Origin of the sequence: Sutterella megalosphaeroides, assembly GCF_003609995.1 — a bacterium.
Taxonomy (GTDB): domain Bacteria; phylum Pseudomonadota; class Gammaproteobacteria; order Burkholderiales; family Burkholderiaceae_F; genus Sutterella; species Sutterella megalosphaeroides.
In genome coordinates this window covers 2,653,560-2,676,219 of sequence record NZ_AP018786.1, presented here as the reverse complement: position 1 = coordinate 2,676,219, position 22,660 = coordinate 2,653,560, and the positions used below count along the sequence as shown (strand labels likewise).

Annotated in this window: 16 protein-coding genes and 2 pseudogenes; 8 read left to right on the top strand and 10 right to left on the bottom strand. The window is 63.4% G+C overall.

Features of this window, described 5'->3' with window-relative positions:
* Positions 1-107: 107 nt before the first annotated feature.
* From S6FBBBH3_RS11185 to S6FBBBH3_RS11180, 3 genes and pseudogenes are all read right to left on the bottom strand, one after another.
* The gene (locus tag S6FBBBH3_RS11185; protein WP_232008867.1) at positions 108-479 is read right to left on the bottom strand and encodes an FKBP-type peptidyl-prolyl cis-trans isomerase; all 372 of its coding nucleotides are present in this window, start codon (positions 477-479) and stop codon (positions 108-110) included.
* Positions 468-824, bottom strand: a pseudogene (locus S6FBBBH3_RS11305) (FKBP-type peptidyl-prolyl cis-trans isomerase); the annotation flags it as partial. The pseudogene S6FBBBH3_RS11305 and the gene S6FBBBH3_RS11185, both read right to left, overlap by 12 nt.
* Positions 822-1,151, bottom strand: a pseudogene (locus S6FBBBH3_RS11180) (FKBP-type peptidyl-prolyl cis-trans isomerase); the annotation flags it as partial. The pseudogenes S6FBBBH3_RS11305 and S6FBBBH3_RS11180, both read right to left, overlap by 3 nt.
* Positions 1,152-1,700: 549 nt before the next feature.
* Between S6FBBBH3_RS11180 and S6FBBBH3_RS10760 the strand changes: the two are divergent.
* The 3 genes from S6FBBBH3_RS10760 to S6FBBBH3_RS10750 all read left to right on the top strand — a co-directional run bounded on the left by S6FBBBH3_RS10760 (position 1,701) and on the right by S6FBBBH3_RS10750 (position 7,576).
* On the top strand, positions 1,701-5,225 hold the full coding sequence (locus S6FBBBH3_RS10760) for a DEAD/DEAH box helicase (protein ID WP_170143918.1): 3,525 nt from the start codon (positions 1,701-1,703) through the stop codon (positions 5,223-5,225).
* Positions 5,226-5,329: 104 nt separating this feature from the next.
* Positions 5,330-5,749, top strand: a complete 420-nt coding sequence (locus S6FBBBH3_RS10755) for a hypothetical protein (RefSeq protein ID WP_232008790.1) — start codon at positions 5,330-5,332, stop codon at positions 5,747-5,749.
* A gap of 75 nt (positions 5,750-5,824) precedes the next feature.
* Entirely contained in the window at positions 5,825-7,576 is a 1,752-nt protein-coding gene (locus tag S6FBBBH3_RS10750) for an aminopeptidase P family protein (protein WP_120177717.1), read from the top strand.
* A gap of 109 nt (positions 7,577-7,685) precedes the next feature.
* Here S6FBBBH3_RS10750 and S6FBBBH3_RS10745 read toward each other — a convergent pair whose 3' ends face one another.
* Positions 7,686-8,513, bottom strand: coding sequence for a fumarate reductase cytochrome b subunit (locus S6FBBBH3_RS10745; RefSeq protein WP_120177716.1), 828 nt, complete (start codon positions 8,511-8,513; stop codon positions 7,686-7,688).
* A 445-nt stretch (positions 8,514-8,958) separates the two neighbouring features.
* Positions 8,959-9,606 (bottom strand): uracil phosphoribosyltransferase, encoded by a 648-nt coding sequence (gene upp, locus S6FBBBH3_RS10740; RefSeq protein WP_120177715.1) that lies wholly within the window; start codon positions 9,604-9,606, stop codon positions 8,959-8,961.
* Positions 9,607-9,736: 130 nt separating this feature from the next.
* Between upp and S6FBBBH3_RS10735 the strand changes: the two genes are divergently transcribed.
* Positions 9,737-10,306 (top strand): lipopolysaccharide assembly protein LapA domain-containing protein, encoded by a 570-nt coding sequence (locus tag S6FBBBH3_RS10735; RefSeq protein WP_123957696.1) that lies wholly within the window; start codon positions 9,737-9,739, stop codon positions 10,304-10,306.
* A 119-nt stretch (positions 10,307-10,425) separates the two neighbouring features.
* Here S6FBBBH3_RS10735 and S6FBBBH3_RS10730 read toward each other — a convergent pair whose 3' ends face one another.
* The 4 genes from S6FBBBH3_RS10730 to S6FBBBH3_RS10715 form a co-directional block, all read right to left on the bottom strand.
* Positions 10,426-11,436, bottom strand: a complete 1,011-nt coding sequence (locus S6FBBBH3_RS10730) for a class 1 fructose-bisphosphatase (RefSeq protein WP_408646506.1) — start codon at positions 11,434-11,436, stop codon at positions 10,426-10,428.
* A gap of 141 nt (positions 11,437-11,577) precedes the next feature.
* Positions 11,578-14,256, bottom strand: a complete 2,679-nt coding sequence (pepN, locus tag S6FBBBH3_RS10725; RefSeq protein WP_120177712.1) for an aminopeptidase N — start codon at positions 14,254-14,256, stop codon at positions 11,578-11,580.
* A 170-nt stretch (positions 14,257-14,426) separates the two neighbouring features.
* Positions 14,427-15,038 (bottom strand): cytochrome c3 family protein, encoded by a 612-nt coding sequence (locus S6FBBBH3_RS10720; protein ID WP_120177711.1) that lies wholly within the window; start codon positions 15,036-15,038, stop codon positions 14,427-14,429.
* A 279-nt stretch (positions 15,039-15,317) separates the two neighbouring features.
* Positions 15,318-16,127: a TOBE domain-containing protein gene (locus tag S6FBBBH3_RS10715; protein ID WP_120177710.1), complete on the bottom strand. Its 810-nt coding sequence runs from the start codon at positions 16,125-16,127 to the stop codon at positions 15,318-15,320.
* 218 nt (positions 16,128-16,345) lie between these two features.
* On the opposite strand from S6FBBBH3_RS10715, the gene modA reads away from it, so the two are divergent.
* From modA to modC, 3 genes are read left to right on the top strand one after another with little or no spacing between them, the layout of a single operon-like run.
* Entirely contained in the window at positions 16,346-17,107 is a 762-nt protein-coding gene (modA, locus tag S6FBBBH3_RS10710) for a molybdate ABC transporter substrate-binding protein (RefSeq protein WP_120177909.1), read from the top strand.
* Between the two features lie 9 nt (positions 17,108-17,116).
* Positions 17,117-17,791: a molybdate ABC transporter permease subunit gene (gene modB, locus S6FBBBH3_RS10705; RefSeq protein WP_120177709.1), complete on the top strand. Its 675-nt coding sequence runs from the start codon at positions 17,117-17,119 to the stop codon at positions 17,789-17,791.
* Positions 17,792-17,801: 10 nt separating this feature from the next.
* The gene (modC, locus tag S6FBBBH3_RS10700; protein ID WP_120177708.1) at positions 17,802-18,956 is read left to right on the top strand and encodes a molybdenum ABC transporter ATP-binding protein; all 1,155 of its coding nucleotides are present in this window, start codon (positions 17,802-17,804) and stop codon (positions 18,954-18,956) included.
* A gap of 180 nt (positions 18,957-19,136) precedes the next feature.
* Here the strand turns inward: modC and purB are convergent, their stop codons facing one another.
* Positions 19,137-20,501, bottom strand: a complete 1,365-nt coding sequence (purB, locus tag S6FBBBH3_RS10695; RefSeq protein WP_120177707.1) for an adenylosuccinate lyase — start codon at positions 20,499-20,501, stop codon at positions 19,137-19,139.
* A 327-nt stretch (positions 20,502-20,828) separates the two neighbouring features.
* Between purB and S6FBBBH3_RS10690 the strand changes: the two genes are divergently transcribed.
* Positions 20,829-22,628, top strand: a complete 1,800-nt coding sequence (locus tag S6FBBBH3_RS10690; protein WP_120177706.1) for an aryl-sulfate sulfotransferase — start codon at positions 20,829-20,831, stop codon at positions 22,626-22,628.
* Positions 22,629-22,660 lie beyond the last annotated feature (32 nt).

Genomic DNA, 22,660 nt, shown 5'->3' with positions numbered 1-22,660 from the left:
TCGGTGCGCGAAACTGCACCGCTTCGCCCCGCACAAAGAAAAGGCCGCCCGGAAGGGCGGCCCTTTTTGGGAAAGCCCTCCGTCGCACGACGGAGGCGCCCGGCCGGTCAGCGGATGCCGACGATTTCGACTTCGAAGACGAGGTCGGCGTTGGGGGGAATGACGCCGCCCGCACCGTAGGGGCCGTAGCCCATGGCAGAGGGGATGGAGAGACGGTACTTGCCGCCTTCGACGAGGCCGACGAGGCCCTTGTCCCAGCCTTCGATCACCATGCCCGCACCGACCTTGACTTCGATCGGTTCGCCGCGGTTGTAGCTCGAATCGAAGACGGTGCCGTCGGTGAGGCTGCCCGTGTAGTGGACGGCGACCGTGTCGCCTGCGGCAACGGTGCGGCCCGTACCGGGAGCGAGTTCTTCGACGCCGAGCTCGGTGAAGGCGGGCGCGGTCGGACGCGCTTCGGGCTTGGCGACCTTGACGATTTCAACGTCGAAGACGAGGTCGGCGTTGGGGGGAATGACGCCGCCCGCGCCGTAGGGGCCGTAGCCCATGGCGGACGGAATCGAGAGGCGGTATTTGCCCCCTTCGACGAGGCCGACGAGGCCCTTGTCCCAGCCTTCGATCACCATGCCCGCGCCGACGGGAAGTTCGATGGGTTCGCCGCGATCGTAGCTCGAATCGAAGACGGTGCCGTCGGTGAGGCGCCCCGTGTAGTGAACGGAAACGGTGTCGCCCGCGGCAACCGTCAGGCCCGAGCCCGGAGCGAGTTCTTCGACGCCGAGTTCGGTAAAGCCCGCCGAAGCCCGTCGGGCGTCGGCCTTGACGATCTTGACGATTTCGACTTCGAAGACGAGGTCGGCATCGGGCGGAATGACGTCGCCCGCGCCGTGAGCGCCGTAGCCCATGGCGGACGGAATCGAGAGGCGGTACTTGCCCCCTTCGGCGAGACCGACGAGGCCCTTGTCCCAGCCCTCGATCACCATGCCGACGCCGACGGGCAGTTCGATCGGTTCGCCGCGCTCGTAGCTCGAGTCGAAGACGGTGCCGTCGGTAAGGCGCCCCGTGTAGTGAACGGCGACGGTGTCGCCCGCGGCGACGCGCAGTTCGGAGCCCGGAGAAAGTTCTTCGACGAGAAGTTCGGTGAAGGCGGTCATGAAGAATCCTTATGTAGGTTCGGGTGACGAAACCCCGGTCGGGGCAGACACATTGTAGCGAAGCACGGTTCGCGCTCTCGGGGGCGCGAACGGCGCCCCGGAAAAAGCGCCGGGAATCGTGTCGGAGGGCGGGCGACGCTCTAACCGATATGATAAATTTACCCCTGTGGTTCCCGAGGCTATTCCCGGCTCGTGCGACGGCTTGTCGCTTTGTCAACGATGACGGGAGTCGGACTCCGGTCCGAGAAGGGAACACTGAATTTCAAACGCAACGAGCTCCGCCGACGGAGCTCCTTCTCTGCGTTTCGGGCGGTCGACTTCGTCCCGCCCGTTGCATGCGCGTCCGTCGACCCGATCCGGACGCCGCCCGGACTTTCCGTTAATTTTGCCCTTCTTTACGGGGATCGTCCCGATCGATGCCGGTTCGCATCGTTCGCGGCTCGATCGTACGCGTCGATCGTGAATCGTTCGGCGTCGGTCTATTATCCGCCCGGGGAACGCGGCTCTGCAAAAACACAGCGAACCATCGTGACCTTTGAAAAATTCGGTTTGACGAAAAAAGTCCTCCGAACGCTTGAGTCGCTCGGTCTGCACGAGGCAACGCCTCTGCAGAACAGAATCATCGAGTCGGTGATGCGCAATCGGCGCGTCCTGATTTGCGCGCCGAACGGCGCGGGGAAAACCACGGCTCTGATCGTGGCTCTGATCGCACGCCTGCAGAAGGAGCCGCCTCCGGAGGGGCGGCCCGTGCGCGCCGTCATCGTGACGCCGCCCGTGGGCCTGAGCGTGGGACACGAGGTGGTCGAACGCTTCAAAATCCTTGCGGCGGATACGGACCTTCGCATCCTCAACCTAACGTATCAGCGCAGCGAAGCGAAACTGCGAGCGCACCTTGAGAAGCATCGCCCCGACATCCTGGTCGGATCGCTCGCGCGCATGGTCGAGTTCGCCCGCATCAGCGACGTCTCGCACATCGAGGCGATCATTTACCCGCGTCTCGATCGGTCGGTGGCCGAAGAGACCGCGAAGCCTTACGCATTGTGGACGAACATCTTCCCCGAGGCCGCTGCGGTCGGAACGCTCGAGGAAGGAGCCCATGAAAAAACTGCCCGCGACGCCATGCCGCGCGCGGAAGAGTGGTTCGACTCGTATCCGGGTCCGGTACCGGGGACCGTCGACTACTTCCTGGCAGCGAACTTCCGCTTCCCGTACTCGATGTACGACTTCCTGTGGCACTGGAGTGAAGAAAACGGTTTCCGAAAAATCCTGCTCGTGACCAAAGACGACAAGGAGCGCGACCGCTTTTTGCTCGGCGAAGGTCCGTGGAAAGGCCGCATCGCGACCGCTACGCTGCAGGAGATCGAGTCGCGCAGTGTTTGGCCGTCAGACTATGAGGTCTCCTTCCTGTGGCCGAGCCTGCTTTCGCCCGAGGATAACGCCCGCGCCGCTTGTCGGGGAACGGCCGATGCGGCGCCCGTGACGGTGGCCCTGGTGATCTCCGAGAAGCTTGCCGCCTGCAAGCGGCTGGCTCTCCACCTCGACCGAAAGCTTAAGATCGTCAATCCCATCGGCGCGCAGTTTGCGTTCCCCTACGAGCTCTCCGTGGGCGAGATGGCACGCCGATGGACTGCCTTGCACCCCTTCTACCAGGGGCCGCAGTACGACGTTCCGGTCGGGACCGCATCGGCCGTCCCGCTTGAAAAGTCCGAATCGGCGAAGTCGCCCGAAAGCGTCGAACCGATCGCATCGAATGCGACGAAGAGCGAATCGGCAACCGACAACGCGCTCGAATTTCTCCGCTCGACCGACTTTACCCGTGCGGACGAAGCGTTCGAGCCGGTCCGCACGAGCGAGGTGAAAAACGAGGAGGCCGAACCGGTCGAGGCGATCGAGCCGATTGAGGATGTCGAGCCGCTTGAGTCGCTCGAAGCGCCCGTCCCGGAAGGCGAAGCCGCCGGGGAAAGCTCGGACGATGTTTCGAGCGACGCCAACCGCGCGGACGGGGCCGAAGTCTCCGACGACGAGCACGAAGAACATCTTCACGCCGAAGAACCTCATCGTCGCACGCTGACGATTCGTGCGGACTACGTTGCAGAAAAGGCGAAGGCGCACGCGCCCGAAACGGAAATCGTCATCACGGAGCCGCTCTCCTCGTCCTCGGCCGCCCTGCGCGCGTCGGAACGTCGCCATGCGACGAGCGAACGTCTCACGCATCAGCTCGTGGCCGAGCAGGGGAAAAACCGTCGTACGCGTCGCATGCCGCACCTGCCGTCCGATTCGACGGGCCTGATGTCGGAAAAGACGGAACGTAAAAAAGCCCGCGACCGCAAAGAGCCCGACTGTCGCGAACGTCTCAAAACCGAAAAGCAGAAAACGCGCGCCGAGCAGTCGAAGGTCGCGCGACGCAAAGAGGTTGAAGCGTCCGAACGTCGGAATGAGAAAAAGGCGCGAAACGAGCGTCGTCGCGAGCGCGCGGAAAAAACCGAAACCTCTGCTTCCGGGCCGATCGCGCACGTCGTGCGTACGGAACGTAAGGAACGCAATGCCGAACGCGCGGAGCGCGTCGAACGGACCGAGAACAAGACGGCAAACGACAGCGCGCGCCGCGCCGAGAACGACGAAGCCGTGCTCCTCGTGCGGTTCAACGAAAAAGCCGTCTTGCCTCCCGCGACGAGCGCCTCGCGCGGCGCTTTCAAGGTGTACTTCGCGACGCGCGATCTCGCGCGACGGAGCCGTCAGCTCTCCAAGGCGGAGCGCGACTCGGCGAGCGCCGAAGCCGAACTCGAAGCCCTGCGCGTGCACAATCCGGAAGCGGTCGGCGACGAACTGCGCCGGTTCGAAGAAAACCACGATCGTTCAAAGAAGATCGTCCGAAGCAAGATCGTATCCCCGACCGGAACGAACATCGAAGAGGCGATCGTGCGCGCGCACAACGCGCGCATCGACCTGGAGCTCGCGCGTCGCAACCACCGCCAGGCGTACTATGCGAAGGCGAAGACCGAAATGCGTTATGCGGGCGACGTGCCCGAAGAGTTGCGCTCGAACTACGGCGTCACCGAGGAGACGATCGCGGCTCACGTCGCCTGGAAGCTCGAACAGGCGAAAAAAAATGCCGCTCGGGCCTCGGAGAGCACCGCTGAGCCCATCGAAACGTCGGCTCCGGCTGCTCCTATCGCTCCAGAAGCCGCCGAAGCGCAGCCCGCTCGTCGCGAGAATGCGAAAAAGAAGACGCAGCGCCCCGGAAAACGAGGCCGCGGAGCCCGTACGGGCCATGTCGCCGCTGCGACCGATGCGGTCGATTCGGCCGCTCTTGCGACCTCCGCCCCGACCGACGTCGCGAAGGAAACGAAGGGCGTCGAGAGCGCTCCGCAAGCCCCGGTACCGAACGCTCCGAAGTCCGCCGACCTGCCGACCTCCGCCGTCGAAGAGGACGGCGCGAAAGCACCCCGTCGTGCGGAAGGGTCGAAATCCTCCTCCGGCAAGCGCGCGAAGAGCGCGGAGAAGCCCTCGGAGCGAAGCGACAAAAACCGCGGCGCCAAAGGGCGGCGCGATGCTCGTCCGAAAAAGCCTGCCCGAGCGCAGAATCGTCCCGAGCGCGACGAAGCCGGGGACGTGAACGGCAACCGCGCTTTGCCCGAACCGAAAGAGGAGTTCCTCGACGACGACTTCGGCAATTCGATTCACTACCGAACGATCGCCGAGCGTCAGGCGGCGAAGGCCCGACCGAAGAACGCCCGCACCTCGGACGGCATCCCGTCGCCGCTTGCGACCTCGTTCGGGATCTACACGCCCGATCCGTACGGTTCGCTCAGTCTGCCGCAGACGATGCCGGGGTTGACCGGAAGGACGCCGTCCGTGCACGTCTTCGGCTCCGGCACCGACCCCTATTCGGGCGCCCGCATTCCGCCGATGCGCGACAAGGCGCCTTCGGGGAAACGCGGCTCGTCCTCGAAGGGACAAAAGTCCCGACAGCCCTCGAAAGCGAGTGCGAACCCCAAGGGGAACGCCCCCGGGAAGGGCGCCTCCGATCGCGCGCGCAAGGGCGGGCGTCGGGGCGGCCCCTCGAAGGACTGAGCTTTCGCGCGGAAACCGTAACGAAAAATTGAAGCGGCAAAGCCCGGCGGGCTTTGCCGACTACAATGAATGCCGCTTTACCTCTCGTTTTGGCTTTGCGTATCGTGACCACATCGTTTTTCTCTCGGGGCTTGCGCCCGATCCGTGCCTCGCGCGCTCTTTGGGGTGCAACTCTCGCCGCTCTGCTTCTTGCGGGGTGCTCGACGGGGACGGGCTACTACACGGGCGACGTCGTCGGCGGCCCCGACACGACGGCGCGCGAAGACGCGTCGCGCGGCGGACACGACCCGCTCATCGACGCGCCTTATCGTGCGGAAACGAGCTGCGCCTCGGAAAAACCCGTGACGGTTCTGCAGCGCATCAAGGAAGTGCCCTTTGCCTGCGCCGATCTCGGCGTTTCGGCGACGATCGACGAAATCCGAGATGCGGGCTGGCGCATCGTGAGCCTCGACATCGGCGAAGACTCCGAAAGTGACAACCACGTCGGCTTTCCCGTGACGATCGTCGTACGAAAGCTCTTCTGACGCGCGCCGAAATTCCATAACGAAGGCGGCCCGTTCGGGCCGCCTTTTCCTCTTTTTTCATACCGTTTCACCACCATGGACGCCCTTCAACTTACCCGCAAGGCGCTTCGCAGCGAAGCGTTCGATGCCGTGATCGTTCCGACGGCGGACCCTTATCTTTCCGAATACGTGGCGCCCAGTTGGGCGCTTCGAGCGCACCTCTCGGGGTTCGAAGGCAGCGCGGGCGTGCTCTGCGTCGCGACGGACTTTGCGGTGCTCGCGGTCGACAGCCGCTATTGGGTGCAGGCCGAAAAAACGCTCTTCGATGGGGTCGAACTCCTTCGCGCCGAGCGCGATCCTCTGAAGGAAGCGACGGCGCGTCTTCTGAAGACACTGCCCGCTGGGGCGCGCGTCGCGATCGACGCGCGACTCGTTTCGCACGAGGCTTTCGAGGAGATTTCGTCCGTGCTGGCCGGGGTCGGGATCGAACTCCTCGGGAGCGACCTCTTCGCGGGGCATCCGGAAATCTGGCCCGATCGGCCGAGTCCCGTCGTGTCGGCCGTTCGTCCCATGAAGCGCCCGGGGGTCGATGCGCGGGTGAAGCTTGCCGTACTGCGCCAGACGCTCGCGTCGGAGGCGACGGATGCGGTGCTTCTGACGTCGCTCGACGATATTGCGTGGCTTACGAACCTGCGCGGGCGGGACGTCCCCTGCAATCCGGTGTTCGGCGCCGCGATGCTCGTTTGCGCCGACCGTGCGGAGCTCTTCAGCGAAGGCGTGCGCTTTGACGAGACGGCCCGAGCCGCGCTTGCGGCTTCGGGGATCGATCTGCGCGAACCCGAGGCGCTCGGGACGGCGCTCGAAGCACTGGAAGGGACGACGCTCCTACTCGACCCGCGCCGGACGTCGCGCGCCTACGCCCGCGCGGCCGAGCGTGCCCGCGTGCGGTACGGCGCTTCGCCCGTTGCCGCGATGAAGAGCCACAAGTCCCCGGCCGAGCTCGAACTCATTCGCGAAGCAATGCTGAAGGACGGCATCGCGCTTGCGGAGTTTTACGCCGAACTCGAAGAGCGGCTCGACGCGGGCGAACGCCCGACCGAATGCGACGTCGTCGAGATGCTGCACGCGTGGCGCGCGAAGGATCCGGAATTTCTTGAAGAGAGCTTCGAGACGATTTGCGCCTTCGGCCCGAACGCGGCGCTTCCCCACTACCAGCCGCATCGCGGCGAAGACGCGCGCATCGAAGGAAACGGCCTGCTTTTGATCGACTCGGGCGCTCAGTACGAGTGCGGTACCACCGACATCACGCGCATGACCGCCGTTGGCGAACCGAGCGCCGCGATGAAGGCCGACGTCGCCCTCGTGACGGCGGGGATGCTTCGACTGCTCGGCTGCCGCTTCCCCGAGGGGACGAAGGGTTCGCAAATCGACGCTCTCGCGCGCTACGACCTCTGGCAGGCGGGGTGCGACTTCGGTCACGGTACGGGCCACGGCGTAGGCTACGTCCTCAACGTGCACGAAGGCCCCTGCGGCATTTCGCCGCGCGTTTCGGAGCCGCTTGCGCTCGGGAACGTAATTTCGGACGAACCAGGGCTCTACCGACCGGGTCACTGGGGCGTGCGGGTCGAAAACCTCATCGCCGTCGTCGAGGGCGGCACGACGCCCTTCGGGCGCTTCCTGCGCACGGAACCCCTCACGTGCCTTCCCGTCGACGTTCGCACGCTTCCCAAGGACTTCCCGATGCGCGAGGCGCTCAACCGCTTCAACGCCGCGTGCGCGCGCCGTCTGCGCCCGCACCTCTCGGAGCGCGCACGCCGGTGGCTGAGCCGCGCCGCAAAGCCCCTCTGAGCGGCGTTGAAAAAGACAAAGCCCGCACGACCGAAGTCGGCGGGCTTTGTTTGTTCGCGCGCGGAGCGTTGCGGGGCAACCCTCCGCGAGAGGAGAACGAGGTGGGTTCTTAGTGGAACCAGGCCTTGTCGGCGGGGAGTTCGTAGCGCTGGGCCTCCTGACCGTTGGCCACCTGTTCGGCGCCAATCGAGTAGTTCGTCCAGATCGTGATCGAACCCATGACGATCATGAGGAGAGCAACGCCGAGCATGGTCTTGCGAAGGCCGGCACGGTCGCCCTGACGCTGGTCGATGATGTCGCGTTCGGGGTTCTTCGCGAAGATGTCCCACTTAACGGCGAGACGGTAGAGACCGATCATACCGTGGAGTTCCGTCACGACGAGGAAGATGAACGTGTAGAGCAGACCGTTGTGGTAGGTGTGCACGCCGATGAGGTTCGGGTCGAAACCGCCCGGGTTCGTGAGCATGCTCATGAGATGCGGGAACACCAGGAGGAAGAGGAGGAAGGCCGTGACGAGCTGAACCATCCAGAGGGTCGTGTCTTCGTGACGGAGGAGGCGATAGTGAGCCTTGATGTCACGGCACTGACGGTAGGAGGTCGGGAAGCGACGCAGGGCGCACAGGGCGTGAATCACGACACAAACGAAGATGAAGCCGACGAAAACGACGTGCATCCAGAGGTGTTCTTCACCGTTGATGAAGGCGCCGCCCGAGGTTTCGATGAGGTTCGCGAAGAGGTCCTTGCCGAAGTTCACGGAGCTCGTGAACGCCATGTGGCAGAAGAGGAAGAGACCGAGGATGAGGCCGGTGACGGACTGAGCGACGTCGCAGTAGGCGAGGTACTTGCTGCGGCGCTTCGCATCCTTGAGGCCGACGCCCCAGACGTTTTCGGTCGCGGTCGGGGTGTTGCTGTACTTGACGGAATCAGGGGTCGTCATGATGACTGGTCCTAGAAGGTTTGGTCGGTAAAGGGAAAAAGGTCGCGCAACAAGGAAAGCTCCGGGAATGCGCGTAATTCGTTCGGGAGTAATGATGCTCCTTTAAGTTGCGGATAAGAAGAGCAAAGCGCCGGAAGCAAGGCGCAGAAGCCGAAAATTTTTCGGAGAAGAGCGCGAAAAATACCCTGAAGTGAGTAGAAATTGTCAGAATTTGCTTAAAATGTAAGCGGACACTGGGTAAAAACCCTTAAATCTGTGGTTGCAAAAATGCCGTGAAAAATCGATTCTGGAAATAAGTATAAATACGTAATTTTTACGGGGCGGGACCGCGGGCCGCGCGCAGGGGCGTACGAAATAAACGAACGACCGAACAAAATGAAACCCCCGAAGGGTTCTCCCTCGGGGGCTCGTTCGAAGTCGGGGCGCTCGTCGGGAGAGCGCGGGCTTACTTGGTGCCGAAGATGCGGTCGCCCGCGTCGCCGAGCCCCGGAACGATGTAGGCGTTCTCGTCGAGGTGGTCGTCGAGGGCGGCCACGTAGAGGTCGACGTCGGGGTGAAGTTCCTGGAAGACGCCGACGCCTTCGGGGGCGGCCACGAGCGCCATGAAGCGGATGTGGTCGCCGGGGACGCCGCGCTTCTTGAGGACGTCGACGGCGTGAGCGGCGGAGTTGCCGGTCGCAAGCATCGGATCGACGAGGATGAACGTGCGGTCTTCGAGTTCGGGGAGGCGCACGAGGTATTCGACCGGCATCTTGTTCTCGTCGCGGTAAAGACCGATGTGACCGACGCGGGCCGAGGGCATGAGAAGGAGCAGTCCGTCGGTCATGCCGAGACCGGCGCGCAGCACCGGGACGATCACGCACTTCTTGCCCTTCATGAAGGGGGCCTTGAACGAGGTGAGCGGCGTTTCGATTTCTTCGTAGTCGATCGGGAAGTCGCGCGTGAGCTCGAACCCCATCAGCATGGCGATTTCCTTCAGAAGTTCGCGGAAGTCGCGCGTCGACGTGTTTTTGTCGCGCATGAGCGAGAGCTTGTGCTGCACGAGCGGATGGTCGACGATGTGAAGACGGGGAAAGCGGAAGTCGGTCTGCATGAGTGAGAATCTCCCAGAAGCGTCCAAAGGAAACCGATACGGCCTGTTATTATAGATTTGTCACCTCGGGAGCACTATCGTCGTGCGCCGAATGCCCGAAGGGCCGTGCGTTTAGTTTTAGGAGAGAAAATTGAAGTTCCGAACCGTTGGGATGTTGCTCGTCCTCATCGTTCTTGCCGTGTTCCTCATCATCAACTGGGGAGCGCTCTCCCAAGTGACGACCGTGAACCTCGTCTATACCGAGATTCAGGCTCCGCTCGGCATCCTGGTCGTGGGCGGCTTCGGCATCGTGGTTCTGCTTCTCGCCGTCTATACCGTCTGGCAGCAGGCGAGCATGATGATGGAGTTGCGCGCGGCCTACAAAGAAGCCCGCGCCGCCCGTCAGGTGGCCGAAGACGCCGACAAGAGCCGCGTGGCGGAAATTCGTACGGAGTTCGCCGCCCGTCTGGATAAGCTCGAAACGCTTCTCACGGATCGCACGGACGAACTTCTGCAGATGACGCGCGATCGCAACGCCGCCTTCGAAAAGCGCCTCGACGCGCTTGCGGAAGCGCAGGAGCGCCGTCAGACGGAAGCGCAGACGAAGCTTTCCGACACGCTCGGCGAACTTGAAAAGCGCGTGCTCGCCGCGCTCCCCGCGCCGCGCGCGGAAGTGGTTGAAGAAGCGAAGAAGAAGGAAATCTTCGAAGACCTCTTCTGAAAGCCCGAATAACGAACGAAAAGCCCCGGACGTCGACGGTCCGGGGCTTTTTCGTTCGGGCGTTCTCGGCAAGGGGGCGACGCACGGCCGTCCCTTTTGCCGAGGGAAACGTTCGGGCGTTACTTCGCTTCGGCCGCGTCGGCTTCGCGGTGGTAGCCCGTCACGAGTTCGACTTCGTCGGCCGCGCCGAGGAAGACCGCCACGCGTTCGTGAATCTTCTGCGGCACGACGTCGAGAATCGGCATGCGGCCCGTCGTGGCGGCGCCGCCCGCGTTTTCCATGAGCATGGCCATCGGGTTGGCTTCGTACATGAGGCGCAGTTTCCCGGGCTTCGAGAGGTCGCGGTGGTCGCGCGGGTACATGAAGATGCCGCCGCGCTGCAGGATGCGGTGCACTTCGGCCACCATGGCGGCGATCCAGCGCATGTTGAAGTCCTTGCCGCGAACGCCCGTCTTGCCTTCGAGGAGTTCGGCAATGTAGCGCTTCACGGGGGCTTCCCAGTGACGCATGTTCGAGCAGTTGATGGCGAATTCCTTCGCTTCGCGCGCAACGCTCACGTTTTCCTGCGTGAGGAGGAACGTGCCCGTGGTCGGGTCGAGCGTGAACATCACGACGCCGCGGCCGAACGTAAGAACGAGCTGCGTCTGCGGGCCGTACATGCAGTAGCCCGCCGCCACCTGGTTGCGGCCCGACATGAGGAAGTCTTCGTCCGCGGCGACGCGCTTCGGACGCACGGCGGGAAGGACCGAGAAGATCGAACCGATCGACACGTTGATGTCGATGTTGCTCGAGCCGTCGAGCGGGTCGAAGCAGATGAGGTAGGGGCCGAGCGGAAGCTCTTCGGGCACGGACATCACGTGGTCGATTTCTTCGCTCACCATGCCGCAGACCGAACCCGAGCGGGCCACGGCGTCAACGAAGATGTCGTTGCTGATGACGTCGAGCTTCTTCTGGTCTTCGCCCTGAACGTTTTCCGTCCCGGCCAGACCGAGCACGCCCGCCAGGGCGCCGTTGCGGACTTTGAAGCTGATTTCCTTGCAGGCTTCCGACACGCTCACGATGAGACGCGAGAGGACCGGATCGAGGTCGTGAAGCGACTCTTCGCGGGCGAGGTACTGATGGAGCGACATGGACACGATGAAGATTCCTTTTGATGCTTGGGATGCTGTTGGAATGCCGACGATGGTTTTGAGGAATCGCTTCGCCGTCGTACGAGGCGATTCCTTCGAAGCGGGGGTAGGGGAGGCGTGCCTCCCCGAGAGCGAGCCGACTCAGACGGGGTTGCCGAGCGTCTTTTCGATCACTTCGAGGACGTTCGGGGAGAGCTCGTCCTTGCGCGAATAAACGAACTGCAACGCGTCGTACATCTGGCGCGAGAGTGCAGGCGTGTAGCGGCGCCAGTTCTCAAGCGCGCGGGCGACGCGGGCCGCCACGTGCGGGTTGATGCGGTTGAGTTCGAGAACGATCTCGGACCAGAAGCGGTAGCCCGACCCGTCGACGGCGTGGAATTCGGCCGCGTTCTGCGTGAAGAACGCAAGGAGCAACGCATAGACGTTGTTCGGGTTCTTGATCGAGAAGAAGTTCGTCTGCATCAGCTCGCGAACGCGCTCGAGCACGGGTTCTTCGCCCGGGAAGAGCGAAGCCGTCGCCTGGATCGTGAGCCACTTGTTGATGAGCAAGGGCTCGGCGTACCACTCGCGCAGCGCCTCGACCGCCATGTCCTGCTTCGCGGGCGACTGCGAATTCACCATGTGCTGCAGAGCGGCGAGCTTGTCGGTAAGGTTGTCGGCCGTGTTGAACTGGTCGCGCAGCGCGATGGTCGCACGCGGGTTCCCGGAGGCGTGGGCGTAGCCGAGCGCGAGATTCTTGAGCGCGCGTCGGCCGGCGCTTTCAGGATCGGGCGAGTAGGCGCCGGGCGTGCGGTTCGCGTCGACCGTTTCAAGGAACTTCGTGATCCAGCGCTTGCCGATCGCCGCGCGAACGTATTCGCGCGCGTAGTGCACGGCCTGAGGGTCGATGAGGGGTTCGCGCTCGGAAACGAGCCGTTCGCTCGGGAGCTCTAACGCCACGGCCTTGAAGGCGGGCGAGAGGTCCGGAGCCGAGAGCAGTTCGCCCACGACATTGAGGAAGAGCGGGTCGACGTCCTTCGGTTCGTGCGTAAGCTTCGCGCGCACCTGCGCGTGCAGCGTGCGCAGCATCAGCTCGTTCATCGCGTCCCAACGGTTGAAGGGGTCGCCGTCGCGCGTGGCGAGGAAGGCGAGCGTCGCGTCGTCGTAGTCGGCCTCGAGAATGACGGGGGCCGCAAAACCGCGGTTGAGCGAGGACACCGGGCAGGCGGGAAGGCCCGCAAACACCCATTCGTGATGCGTTTCGCGAAGTTCGAGCATGCGCGTTCCGGGGGCGGGCGCTTCGTCTTCTTCAATGAGCTGCACGGGCATTTCCGCACCCGTCGTCGGGTCGAGAAGCGCCACGGGGAACGGGATCAGGAACGGACGCTTGATGGGCTGCCCGGGCGTGGCGGGCGTCGTCTGCGTCGCGCTCAGCGTGAAGGTGTGGTTCACGTCGTCCCAACGGGTTTCGACCTTCAGGCGCGGCGTACCCGCCTGCGAGAACCAGAGGGCGAACTGACCGAGGTCGCGCCCTGCGGCTTCCTGCATGGCTTCGAGGAACGCTTCGAGCGTGGCGGCGCCGCCGTCGTTTTTCGCGATGTAGAGATCGAACCCGCGACGGAACGTCTCGCGACCGAGCAGCGTCTGAAGCATGCGGATCACTTCCGCACCCTTCTCGTAAACGGTCATGGTGTAGAAGTTGTTGATGTCGAGGTAGCTCTCGGGGCGAATCGGGTGCGCCATCGGGCTCGCGTCTTCCGGGAACTGGTTCGTGCGCAGGAAGCGCACGTCCTTGATGCGCTGCACGGCGCGCGCGGAGGCTTCTCCGAGCATGTCGGCGGAGAATTCCTGGTCGCGGAAGACCGTGAGACCTTCCTTCAGGGCGAGCTGGAACCAGTCGCGCAGCGTCACGCGGTTGCCCGTCCAGTTGTGGAAGTACTCGTGACCCACCACGGATTCGACCCGCAGATAGTCGTCGTCGGTAGCAACCTTCGGGTTGGCGAGGGCGCAACGGGCGTTGAAGATGTTGAGGCCCTTATTCTCCATGGCGCCGAAATTGAAGTCGTTCGTCGCGACGATGCGAAAGCCCTCGAGGTCGAGTTCGAGCCCCCAGCGTTCTTCGTCCCAACGGATGGACTTCTTCAGACTTTCAAGCGTGTGCGCGGTCTTTTCGAGATCCTGCGGTTCGACCCAGATTTCAAGCGAAGCCTGGCGGCCGTCCTTGAGCGGGAAGATTTCGCTGCGGCACACGAGCTTGCCCGCCACGAGCGCGAAGAGGTACGAGGGTTTCGGAAACGGGTCGACCCAGAGGGCGTAGTGACGCCCGTCGCCGAGGTCCTTCTCTTCCATGCGGTTGCCGTTCGAGAGAAGAATCGGGTAGAGGTCCTTCGGCGCGCGAATCGCCACGGTGTAGCGGGCGAGCACGTCGGGGCGGTCGAGGAAGTACGTGATGCGGCGGAAACCTTCCGACTCGCACTGGCTCATGAGGTTGCCGCCCGAGACGTAGATGCCCGAGAGGGCGGTGTTCTGCACGGGGCTGAAGCGGTTGACGATCGAAATCGTGCTTTCGCCCACGATGTTCGGAATCGTGAGCGCCGTCGGCGACACGTCGTATTCCGTTTCGCTCAGGAGGCGCCCGTTCACCGTCACGCTCACGAGCGTGAGTTCTTCGCCGTTGAGCACCAGGGGCGCGCCCTTTTCGGTGCTCTGGGGGTTGGGCACGACGTGCATCGTGTTGGTGACGCCGGTGCTCTCCGGGTCGAGATCGAACTCGAGTTTGACGGTGTCGATGAGGTGCGTCGGGACGCGGTAGTCGGAACGATGAATCGTAGTCTTGGCCATGGCGTAAGAGATTCGTGGAAGTGGCCCGGCGCAACGTCGGCCGGGCGTGCGGTTTCTCGATTTTAGACCGAGTACCGCCCGCCGACTTCGACCGAAGGGGACGAAAACAAAAAATCCCGAAGCGTTTCCGCTTCGGGATTTTTCAGGAAATGTTCCGAACGGGCCGAGAATCACTTCTTGGCGGGTTCTTCCGTCTTGGCGACGAGGTCTTCCATGCCGAGGCCCGTGTAGTCATGGCCGGCCGTCGGATGGCAGGCAAGGCAGTCGACCTTCTTTTCGGAGTCGGGGCCCATGCCCTTGTGGATGGCGGCAACCATCGGCTTCTTCGGGTTGTACATCTTTTCAACTTCGTGGCAGCCGCGGCAGGCGGAGAAGTTGCGGTCGATCATCTGCTGATGAACGGCTTCGGCCATGTGGGGACGCTTTTCGATCTGCTTTTCGACCGTGCTGAGCGAGCCCTGGATCTGACCGATGAGCGAGACGGAACCGGCGTGAGCCTTGTCGAGGAGGAGAGCCACGTAGTCGATCGGGCCGACGTGTTCATTCGAGTGGTTCTTCAGGTGGCAGTCCGAGCAGCCGGCCGTGGCGCCGGAAGCCGTACGGAAGTGCTGGCCCTTCTGGTAGGCCTGGTAGGTCACCGTCATCGAGTGGCAGAATTCGCCGCAGAACTTCGGCGTGCCGGCCCAATGCACGACGCTCGTCAGAACGCCGACAAACACGATGCCGACCACGACGCCGATCAGGCAGATGCCGGCGAGATACCATTTGCTGTTCTTTTCCATTTGGATGAACCTTCATGAATAACCTCCGGGCTTGCAACCGGAGCGGACCGGCGAGGCGCGTGGAGGCGGGGTCTGTTTTTCTGAGGATTCTGCGGTCGGGCTTCAAAGAAGCGACCACAAGGCAAGGTGCAATATTATGGGCAAATGTGTAAAGAAGGGAAACAGCAGATTGATCGAAATCAATCGAAAGATGAAAACTCGTTAAGAAAAACCGAATACCTACCGCAAAATAAGGAAGAGTACTCAGATTTTTCGGCTCCGAGGACCGACTTCAAGAGTTCAGGAGGTAAGGCCGATGACGATGGCCGACGGAGAAATGGAGGCGACGGCCTTCTGATTCATATGCAGACCGTGGTTGCGTTTCGCAAACCCGACGATGATAAGACCCGAGGGAAGGCGCAGCGAACACTCGCCGCCCTTCGCGGCGCGCTCGCTTCGGATCACCTCGCCGACCAACTGATTTTCGGGGCGCTTTTCGCCCGAGGGGTTTTCGCCCCCGTGCGTCTCTTTTGGAAAATCCGCCGTGATTTCGACGCCGGTCGCCTTCGTAAGCGCAAGGACCGACTTCCCTTCGGCAAGCCCGAGAAGTTGGGCGGACTCCTTCGTGACGGAGGCGCGCAAGAGGTGCGTGTCGTCGATGCGCAGCGTAAGTCGCACGAGCGCCGAGCCGATCTTCATCTTGACGATCGTGGCGGGGAACTGATTCCGAAGCGATGTTTGGAGCGTCGTGCTCCCGATACGCTCGAAGGCGCTCGAGCCGCGCGCTCGGAAGCGTGCGAGCACCTCGGCCCGGGCGCGCGCGAGTTCGTCGGCCAACTCCAGCACTTCGCGGCCCGTGGCCGAGAGCTTCGTACCGCCCCCTCGGGCGCCGCCCACCACTTTTTCGACGAGTGGACCGCCCGCGAGGTTCCCGAGCGTCTCGATCGCCTGCCAGGCCGCTTTGTAACTTACGCCCGCGCCGCGGGCGGCCTGGGAAATCGAGCCCACGTCGTCGATGCGCCGCAAAATGTCGATGCGCTTGTCGATTTGCTCGTTGAGAAGATCCGCGAGAAGGATCGGGTTGGCGGTTCGGGCTTCGTCGGTTGCCATGATCACCTCGAAAAGCGTTCGGTCTTGGGTAGGGTGTAAGAGGTAGCGGGAGCCTCCCTTTCGGCGTATTGCGAAAGCAAAACGCTTTCGCTATTCTTTTTCGGAATAGCGCTCGGGGCAAGTCTCGGGTGAAATTGTAGACCGACCGCGCGTTGGCGAACCCCGAATTCCGGGCTCCGAACGCGACGGGCGGAGTCATTGCGTCGGAGGATTTCAGCATGAAGACGAAAAACATTCTGTTCGGTGCGGTGCTTGCCGCAGTGGCGTGCACGGCCGTCAACGCCGAAGAAGTGCGCGTGGCGGTGGCCGCCAACTTTGCGGCGCCCGCTCAGGAACTCGCGCCGATTTACGAAAAGGCGACGGGCGACAAGCTCCTTCTTTCCTTCGGTTCGACGGGGGCTTTCTACGCGCAGATCAAAAACGGCGCGCCCTTCGACGTGCTTCTTGCCGCCGACGACGAAACGCCCGCCAAGGCCGTGAAGGAAAACCACGGTGTGGCCGGTACGACCTTCACCTACGCGATCGGCAAGCTCGTGCTCTGGTCGTCCGACGCGAACCTCGTGAAGGGCGACGCCGCCGTTCTCACGACGGACGCCGTGAAGCACGTGGCCGTTGCGAACCCGAAGCTCGCGCCCTACGGCCTCGCCGCCCACGAAGCGATGCAGAAGCTCGGCATCGAAGCCGCGGTGACCCCCAAGATCGTCGAAGGCGACAACATCGGCAAGACCTTCCAGTTCGTGAAGACGGGCAACGCCCAGGCCGGCTTCGTGGCGCTCTCGCAGTGCTACAAGGACGGCGCCTTCACGTCGGGTTCGGGCTGGATCATCCCGGGCGACCTCTACAACCCCATCGCTCAGGACGCGGTCCTTCTGAAGAAGGGTGAAAAGAACGAGGGTGCGAAGCGCTTCCTCGAATTCCTGAAGTCGAGCCCCGAAGCCGCCCGCGTTCGCGAAGCGTACGGCTACGGCACGGCCAAGTAAGGCGCGGTCATGTTCACCGCGGCGGACTTCGAGCCGATTCTCCTGAGCCTCAAACTCGCCGCGGTGACGACGGCGGTGCTGCTGCTCGTCGGGCTGCCGATCGCGTGGTGGCTCGCCCGCGGGCGGGGAACGGGGCGTGCGATCGTGGGTGCGATCGTCACGCTCCCCCTCGTGTTGCCGCCCTCCGTCCTGGGGTTTTACATCCTCGTCGCCCTGGGGCCCGCGGGCCCGCTCGGGTGGGTCACCCAGACGATCGGGCTCGGCATTCTCAATTTCACGTTCACGGGGCTTGTGATCGGCTCCGTCATCTATTCGCTCCCCTTCATGGTGCAGCCTCTGCAGACCGCTTTCGAATCCGTCGGGCGTCGCCCGATCGAAGCGGCCGCCACGTTGCGCTGTCCGCCTTTCGAAGCCTTCTGGTGCGTCGTGATGCCGCTCGCGCGGCATGGCATCGTCACGGGCGTGCTGATGACCTTCGCGCACACGATCGGCGAATTCGGCGTCGTGCTGATGATCGGCGGCAACATCCCGGGCGAAACGCAGGTCGTCTCGACCGAGATCTTCACGTACGTCGAAGCGATGGAATACGACAAGGCGCACGTCCTCGCGGGCGGCATGCTCGTTTTCAGTTTCCTGGTGTTGGCGGGGCTCAATCTGCTGAACCGCCGGCGGGCGGCTTCTTGAGGGGTGCGGCATGACGTTTTTCGATTTCTTTACGGGGAAGCGCCCCTCGGCGCATCCCGCGCACGGCGCAAGCGACGCCTCGGGGAGCGTGCGCCTCACGCTCGAGCGCTCGACGGGCTTTGAGCTCGACGTCGACTTTATGATTCCCGAAAAAGGCATTACGGTGCTTTTCGGCCCGTCGGGCTGCGGCAAGACGACCGTGCTTCGCTGCGTGGCGGGGCTCGAACGGGCGCGCGGCCGCGTCTTTGCGGGCGGGAACCTCTGGCAGGACGACGCTTCGGGTGTTTTCGTTCCCACCCACGGGCGCAACCTCGGGTACGTCTTTCAAGAAGCGAGCCTTTTCGAGCACCTGAACGTTCGGGAGAATCTGCGCTTCGGCCTGAAGCGCGCCCGAACGACGGACGGCGAAGCGCGTCTTGCCGAGGCCGTGGAGTTGCTCGGCATCGGCGGACTCCTGGATCGGTCGGTTGACGAACTTTCGGGCGGCGAAAAGCAGCGTTGCGCCATTGCGCGCGCTCTGGCTCTTCGCCCCGACATTCTCCTCATGGACGAGCCGCTCTCGGCCCTCGACTGGGCGCGAAAGCGCGAATTCCTCCCGTGGCTTGAAAAGCTCAAGGACGAACTGAGCATCCCCATTCTCTACGTCACCCACTCGACCGAGGAGATGACGCGCTTGGCGGACCGCCTCGTTGTGCTTTCGCAAGGGCGCGTGCTTGCCCAAGGGGCGCTTCGCGACGTTCTCGCCGACCCGAGGGTTTCCGTTCCCGCGGGCGACGGCCGCGGGGTCGTCCTGGAGGGCGAGGTGCGCTCGATTTCCGACGCGTGGCATACGGCCTCGGTGGCGGCGGGCGACTGGACCTTCGAAGTGCCCGCGGGGGCGCTTCGACCCGGCGGCCGCGTTCGCCTTCGCGTTCTCGCGCGGGACGTGAGTCTTGTGCTGGAGAAGCCCGAACGCACGTCGATTCGCAACGTTCTTCACGTTCGCATTGCGGAGTTCGTGCCGGCCGAGCGGCCGGACGACCCGTACGTGCACGTCGTACTCGAAGAGGAAACGGGCGGCCGACGGATGCTCGCGCGCCTTCTCGCGCACTCGGTCGACGAGCTCGGCCTCGTGCGGGGCATGACCCTCTGGGCGCAGGTGAAGTCGGCCGGCGTCGTCCTCTGAGCGCCCGAGCCGAATCCCGCGAAAAAAAACGGAAAAGGCCGCACGGAATCGTGCGGCCTTTTTTTTCAGGGCTTTCGGTGCCGGTCGAAGCCGACCGGTACCGGTCGATCCGGGGCGTCCGACGCTTTCAATGTGCTCAATGCGCTCAATGTGCGTCGGGACGCTCGGACCTCAAGCCGATCAGCAGCGGCGGGCGAGCTCGGGGGCCTTGCCGATGTAGGTGGCGGGGGTGAGTTCCATGAGGCGCGCCTTGGCGTCGGCGGGGATCTCAAGGCCTTCGATGAAGGTGCGCATCGTTTCGGGCGTGATGCCCTTGCCGCGCGTGAGAGCCTTGAGCTGCTCGTAGGGGTGCGGCACGCCGTAGCGACGCATGACGGTCTGGACGGCTTCGGCGAGCACTTCCCAGGCGTGATCGAGGTCTTCGGCGATACGGGCTTCGTTCACCTGGAGCTTCCCAAGGCCGCGCGTGAGCGCGTTGTAGCCGATGAAGCAGTAGCCGAACGCGACGCCGAGGTTGCGCAGCACGGTCGAGTCCGTGAGGTCGCGCTGCCAGCGGGAAACGGGGAGCTTGCCGGCGAGGTGGCCGAGCAGGGCGTTGGCGATGCCGAGGTTGCCTTCGGAGTTTTCGAAGTCGATGGGGTTCACCTTGTGGGGCATCGTCGAGGAGCCGACTTCGCCTTCCTTGAGCTTCTGACGGAAGAAGCCGAGCGAGATGTAGCCCCAGACGTCGCGGTCGAAGTCGAGCAGGATCGTGTTGGCGCGTTCGATCTCATGGAAGAGTTCGGCCATGTAGTCGTGCGGTTCGATCTGGATCGTGTGCGTGTTGAAGACGACGCCGAGGCGTTCTTCGACGACCTTGCGCGAGAAGCTTTCCCAGTCGAAGTCGGGGTAGGCGATCAGGTGGGCGTTGTAGTTGCCGACGGCGCCGTTCATCTTGGCGTAGATCTTCACGGCTTCGATGGCTTCGATCACGCGGTTGAGGCGCACGGCGACGTTGGCGAACTCCTTGCCGACGGTCGTGGGGGAAGCGGTCTGGCCGTGCGTGCGGGAGAGCATCGGAATGTCGGCCCACTGCTTGGCAAAGTCGGCGATCGTCGCGTGGATGCGCTTGAGGTAAGCGACGAGCTCGGCGCGGCCCTTCGTGAGCATGAGGGCGTGCGAGGTGTTGTTGATGTCTTCGCTCGTGCAGGCGAAGTGAACGAACTCGGCGGCGCTCTTGAGTTCTTCGTCGTGCGCGACGCGGTCCTTGATCCAGTATTCGACGGCCTTGACGTCGTGGTTGGTCGTGCGTTCGATCGCCTTCACCGCTTCGCAGTCTTCGAGCGAGAAGTTGTCGGCGAGGCCGCGAAGGAAGGCCTTGCCGTGGTCGGAGAGGTGGGGCAGCTCTTCGAAGCCCGCTTCGGAAAGGGCGATGAGCCATTCGACTTCGACGCGAACGCGGGCGTTCATGAAGGCGCATTCGGAGAAGATGTCGCGCAGCACGTCGGTCTGCGAGGCGTAGCGGCCGTCGATCGGAGAGAGCGCGGTGAGAGGATTGAGAGCCATGTTCCGGGTTCCTCAAATTGAAGTTGAAAAGACGAAAAAATCGGTCGGATCGTGCGCTTCGGCGGGGCGCGAAAGCGAAAGGGCGGCCGGGGCCGAAGCCGCGAAGCGGACGATCGAAAAATCGGAAAACTCGCTATTTTAACGAAAAGCGCGAACCGATCGGACCGATAGGCCGACCTGAGACGCATCGGCGGTTTTTGCGGGATTTCAGGAGAACCCAAGCGTTTTTTCGCTACCGCACGCAGGGCGCAAGACCGTATGATTGCAACGAAATTCAATGCGGCGGGCTCTGTTCCCGTCGAATCCGTCGATCTAGTGGAGAGAGGAATGCTGAAAAGAACCCTGATTGCGGCTCACTGTGTTTTGGCGCTTTGCGCCCTGCCCGCCTGGGCGAGCGGCGGTGCGAGCGGCACCAAGGTGACGTTTGAAACCCAGGGCGAATTGGGCGAGGTGGTGAACAACCCCTACGACATCGCCCCTCTGACGTCCGTGATTCGAAACGGGGGGTACGAACTCCTGAAGGCGCACGTGCGCGTGCTTCCGAAGACGGGCGGCGTTGAAATCGCCTACGACGTCGGTCCGACGGCGCTTCGCACCTACGGCGGGATCCCGGTCTTCGGCCTCTACGCCGACTACCTCAACAAGGTCGAAGTTTCCTACACCCGCGTCGCGCACGGCGTGAAGGAAGAAAAGAAAGAAACCTATTCCATCTGGACGCCGCCCGTGTGGCTCGAACCCACCTGGGGGAACGGCCGCCCCTACAAGACCTTCGACGTCGAAGTGACGAAAAAGCCGTCGAAGGAATTCGCCGACCGCCTCTACTTCATCAACAACCTCCTGCCCGCTTCTCCGAAGGGCGTGCGCGCCGTTTGGAACAATCCCACGGGCGGCGCGCTCGAGTGGAATTTCTATCCGCAAAACGCCATCGTCGACACGACGGGCGAAGTGCGTTGGTACATGCAGCCGCAGTCGATCTACGATCCGCGCGACATGTTGAAGAGCGGCATCATGATGGGGTTCCATCAGAACGAGGACGGCGCGCTCTCGTGGGGCTACGGCCAGCGCTACGCGAAGTACGACCTCATGGGCCGTGAAGTCTTCAACCGGCGCCTCCCCGACGGCTACGCCGACTTCAGCCACGCCATGGCGCTCGGTCCCGACGGCCGCTACTTCCTGCGCGTCGCGGGCGCGGACGTGCGCCGTGCGGACGACACGCGCGTTCGCACCGTGCGCGACCTCATCATCGAGGTCGACGCCAACGGCCGCGTGACCGACGAATGGCGCCTCTGGGACATTCTCGATCCGCAGCGCAACATCGTCCTGAAGTCGATCGACCAGGGGGCGGTGTGCCTCAACGTCGACGTGTCGCAGTCGGGCAAGACGCTCACGGCCGCGCAGATCGCCAAGCTCGAAGCCCAGCACGCCTTCGGTGACATCACCGGTACGGGCATGGGCCGCAACTGGGCGCACGTCAATTCGATCGACTACGACGAAGCGGACGATTCGATCATCCTCTCCTCGCGCCACCAGTCGGCGGTCGTCAAGATCGGTCGCGACAAGCAGGTGAAGTGGATCCTCGCCGCCCCGAACGGCTGGAACGAAGCGCTGCGCGGCAAGGTGCTCACGCCCGTCGACAAAAACGGCAAGAAGCTCGAGTGCCGACTCGGCCGCTGCGAAGGCGACTTCGACTGGACCTGGACGCAGCACACGGGCTGGAAGGTCGACGAACTGAGCAAGGGCGACATCCTCTACCTCTCGGTCTTCGACAACGGCGACGGGCGCGCCTTCCGTCAGCCTGACGATCCGAAGGAAAAGTACAGCCGTGCCGTTCTCTACAAGATCGACCAGAAGGCGATGACGGTCGAGCAGGTTTGGGACTACGGTCGCGAACGCGGTCACGAGCTCTACAGCCCCGTGACGAGCTCGGTCGAATACAAGAAGGACAAGAATTCGTTCGTGGTCTACTGGGCTTCGATCGACCTGACGGACCCGAAGGCCCAGGGCCCCAACCCGGTCCTCACCGAGTTCCGTTACGGCGAGAAGGAACCCGCCTTTGAAATGAAGCTCCACGGCACGTTCGGCTACCGCGCGCTGCCGATCGACCTCACGAAGGCGTTCGGCCGCTAAGCGGCCCCGGGCGTCCTTTCGCCCCAAGCCCC

Coding starts and splice junctions, on each gene's coding strand:
- S6FBBBH3_RS10750 (WP_120177717.1), top strand. CDS start 5,825: ATGGACGCCCTTCAACTTACCCGCAAGGCGCTTCGCAGCGAAGCGTTC.
- S6FBBBH3_RS10745 (WP_120177716.1), bottom strand. CDS start 8,513: ATGACGACCCCTGATTCCGTCAAGTACAGCAACACCCCGACCGCGACC.
- upp (WP_120177715.1), bottom strand. CDS start 9,606: ATGCAGACCGACTTCCGCTTTCCCCGTCTTCACATCGTCGACCATCCG.
- S6FBBBH3_RS10730 (WP_408646506.1), bottom strand. CDS start 11,436: ATGTCGCTCCATCAGTACCTCGCCCGCGAAGAGTCGCTTCACGACCTC.
- pepN (WP_120177712.1), bottom strand. CDS start 14,256: ATGGCCAAGACTACGATTCATCGTTCCGACTACCGCGTCCCGACGCAC.
- S6FBBBH3_RS10720 (WP_120177711.1), bottom strand. CDS start 15,038: ATGGAAAAGAACAGCAAATGGTATCTCGCCGGCATCTGCCTGATCGGC.
- S6FBBBH3_RS10715 (WP_120177710.1), bottom strand. CDS start 16,127: ATGGCAACCGACGAAGCCCGAACCGCCAACCCGATCCTTCTCGCGGAT.
- modA (WP_120177909.1), top strand. CDS start 16,346: ATGAAGACGAAAAACATTCTGTTCGGTGCGGTGCTTGCCGCAGTGGCG.
- modB (WP_120177709.1), top strand. CDS start 17,117: ATGTTCACCGCGGCGGACTTCGAGCCGATTCTCCTGAGCCTCAAACTC.
- modC (WP_120177708.1), top strand. CDS start 17,802: ATGACGTTTTTCGATTTCTTTACGGGGAAGCGCCCCTCGGCGCATCCC.
- purB (WP_120177707.1), bottom strand. CDS start 20,501: ATGGCTCTCAATCCTCTCACCGCGCTCTCTCCGATCGACGGCCGCTAC.
- S6FBBBH3_RS10690 (WP_120177706.1), top strand. CDS start 20,829: ATGCTGAAAAGAACCCTGATTGCGGCTCACTGTGTTTTGGCGCTTTGC.